Annotated in this window: 1 rRNA gene; it reads left to right on the top strand. The window is 53.8% G+C overall.

From position 1 onward, the window contains the following. Positions 1-2,803, top strand: a 23S ribosomal RNA gene (locus DDF70_RS35845); the annotation flags it as partial. Positions 2,804-2,826: the final 23 nt, after the last annotated feature.

Here is a 2,826-nt window from a genome sequence, read left to right as displayed (position 1 = left end):
CCGGCGATGTCCGAATGGGGAAACCCAGTGCAATCCGTTGCACTATCACAGCATGAATACATAGTGCTGTGAGGCGAACCGGGGGAACTGAAACATCTAAGTACCCCGAGGAAAAGAAATCAACCGAGATTCCCCCAGTAGCGGCGAGCGAACGGGGAACAGCCCAGAGCCTGAATCAGCCTGAGTGTTAGTGGAAGCGTCTGGAAAGTCGCGCGATACAGGGTGACAGCCCCGTACACAAAAGCACTCTGGTTGTGAGCTCGATGAGTAGGGCGGGACACGTGGTATCCTGTCTGAATATGGGGGGACCATCCTCCAAGGCTAAATACTCCTGACTGACCGATAGTGAACCAGTACCGTGAGGGAAAGGCGAAAAGAACCCCGGCGAGGGGAGTGAAACAGAACCTGAAACCGTGTACGTACAAGCAGTGGGAGCCTCTTTTATGGGGTGACTGCGTACCTTTTGTATAATGGGTCAGCGACTTATATTCTGTAGCAAGGTTAACCGTATAGGGGAGCCGCAGGGAAACCGAGTCTTAACTGGGCGTTAAGTTGCAGGGTATAGACCCGAAACCCGGTGATCTAGCCATGGGCAGGTTGAAGGTTGGGTAACACTAACTGGAGGACCGAACCGACTAATGTTGAAAAATTAGCGGATGACCTGTGGCTGGGGGTGAAAGGCCAATCAAACCGGGAGATAGCTGGTTCTCCCCGAAAGCTATTTAGGTAGCGCCTCGTGAATTCATCTCCGGGGGTAGAGCACTGTTTCGGCTAGGGGGCCATCCCGGCTTACCAACCCGATGCAAACTACGAATACCGGAGAATGTTATCACGGGAGACACACGGCGGGTGCTAACGTCCGTCGTGAAGAGGGAAACAACCCAGACCGCCAGCTAAGGTCCCAAAGTCATGGTTAAGTGGGAAACGATGTGGGAAGGCACAGACAGCCAGGATGTTGGCTTAGAAGCAGCCATCATTTAAAGAAAGCGTAATAGCTCACTGGTCGAGTCGGCCTGCGCGGAAGATGTAACGGGGCTAAACCATGCACCGAAGCTGCGGCAGCGACACTATGTGTTGTTGGGTAGGGGAGCGTTCTGTAAGCCGTCGAAGGTGGCCTGTGAGGGCTGCTGGAGGTATCAGAAGTGCGAATGCTGACATAAGTAACGATAAAGCGGGTGAAAAGCCCGCTCGCCGGAAGACCAAGGGTTCCTGTCCAACGTTAATCGGGGCAGGGTGAGTCGACCCCTAAGGCGAGGCCGAAAGGCGTAGTCGATGGGAAACAGGTTAATATTCCTGTACTTGGTGTTACTGCGAAGGGGGGACGGAGAAGGCTATGTCGGCCGGGCGACGGTTGTCCCGGTTTAAGCGTGTAGGTGTGTGTTCCAGGTAAATCCGGTTCACTTTAACACTGAGGCGTGATGACGAGGCACTACGGTGCTGAAGTGACAAATGCCCTGCTTCCAGGAAAAGCCTCTAAGCATCAGGTAACACGAAATCGTACCCCAAACCGACACAGGTGGTCAGGTAGAGAATACCAAGGCGCTTGAGAGAACTCGGGTGAAGGAACTAGGCAAAATGGTGCCGTAACTTCGGGAGAAGGCACGCTGGTGTGTAGGTGAAGTGACTTGCTCACGGAGCTGAAACCAGTCGAAGATACCAGCTGGCTGCAACTGTTTATTAAAAACACAGCACTGTGCAAACACGAAAGTGGACGTATACGGTGTGACGCCTGCCCGGTGCCGGAAGGTTAATTGATGGGGTCAACCGCAAGGTGAAGCTCTTGATCGAAGCCCCGGTAAACGGCGGCCGTAACTATAACGGTCCTAAGGTAGCGAAATTCCTTGTCGGGTAAGTTCCGACCTGCACGAATGGCGTAATGATGGCCAGGCTGTCTCCACCCGAGACTCAGTGAAATTGAACTCGCTGTGAAGATGCAGTGTACCCGCGGCAAGACGGAAAGACCCCGTGAACCTTTACTATAGCTTGACACTGAACATTGAGCCTTGATGTGTAGGATAGGTGGGAGGCTTTGAAGCGTGGACGCCAGTCTGCGTGGAGCCAACCTTGAAATACCACCCTTTAATGTTTGATGTTCTAACGTGGACCCGTGATCCGGGTTGCGGACAGTGTCTGGTGGGTAGTTTGACTGGGGCGGTCTCCTCCTAAAGCGTAACGGAGGAGCACGAAGGTCAGCTAATCCTGGTCGGACATCAGGAGGTTAGTGCAATGGCATAAGCTGGCTTGACTGCGAGCGTGACGGCGCGAGCAGGTGCGAAAGCAGGTCATAGTGATCCGGTGGTTCTGAATGGAAGGGCCATCGCTCAACGGATAAAAGGTACTCCGGGGATAACAGGCTGATACCGCCCAAGAGTTCATATCGACGGCGGTGTTTGGCACCTCGATGTCGGCTCATCACATCCTGGGGCTGAAGTAGGTCCCAAGGGTATGGCTGTTCGCCATTTAAAGTGGTACGCGAGCTGGGTTTAGAACGTCGTGAGACAGTTCGGTCCCTATCTGCCGTGGGCGCTGGAGAATTGAGGGGGGCTGCTCCTAGTACGAGAGGACCGGAGTGGACGCATCACTGGTGTTCGGGTTGTCATGCCAATGGCACTGCCCGGTAGCTAAATGCGGAAGAGATAAGTGCTGAAAGCATCTAAGCACGAAACTTGCCCCGAGATGAGTTCTCCCTGAGACTTTAAGTCTCCTGAAGGAACGTTGAAGACGACGACGTTGATAGGCCGGGTGTGTAAGCGCAGCGATGCGTTGAGCTAACCGGTACTAATGAACCGTGAGGCTTAACCTTACAACGCCGAAGATGTTTTGGCG

The sequence above is a fragment of the Microvirga calopogonii genome, from assembly GCF_003347665.1.
GTDB classification, from domain to species: Bacteria; Pseudomonadota; Alphaproteobacteria; order Rhizobiales; family Beijerinckiaceae; genus Microvirga; species Microvirga calopogonii.
The sequence above is the reverse complement of the archived record's forward strand: the minus strand, read 5'-3'. Positions and strand labels throughout refer to the sequence as shown.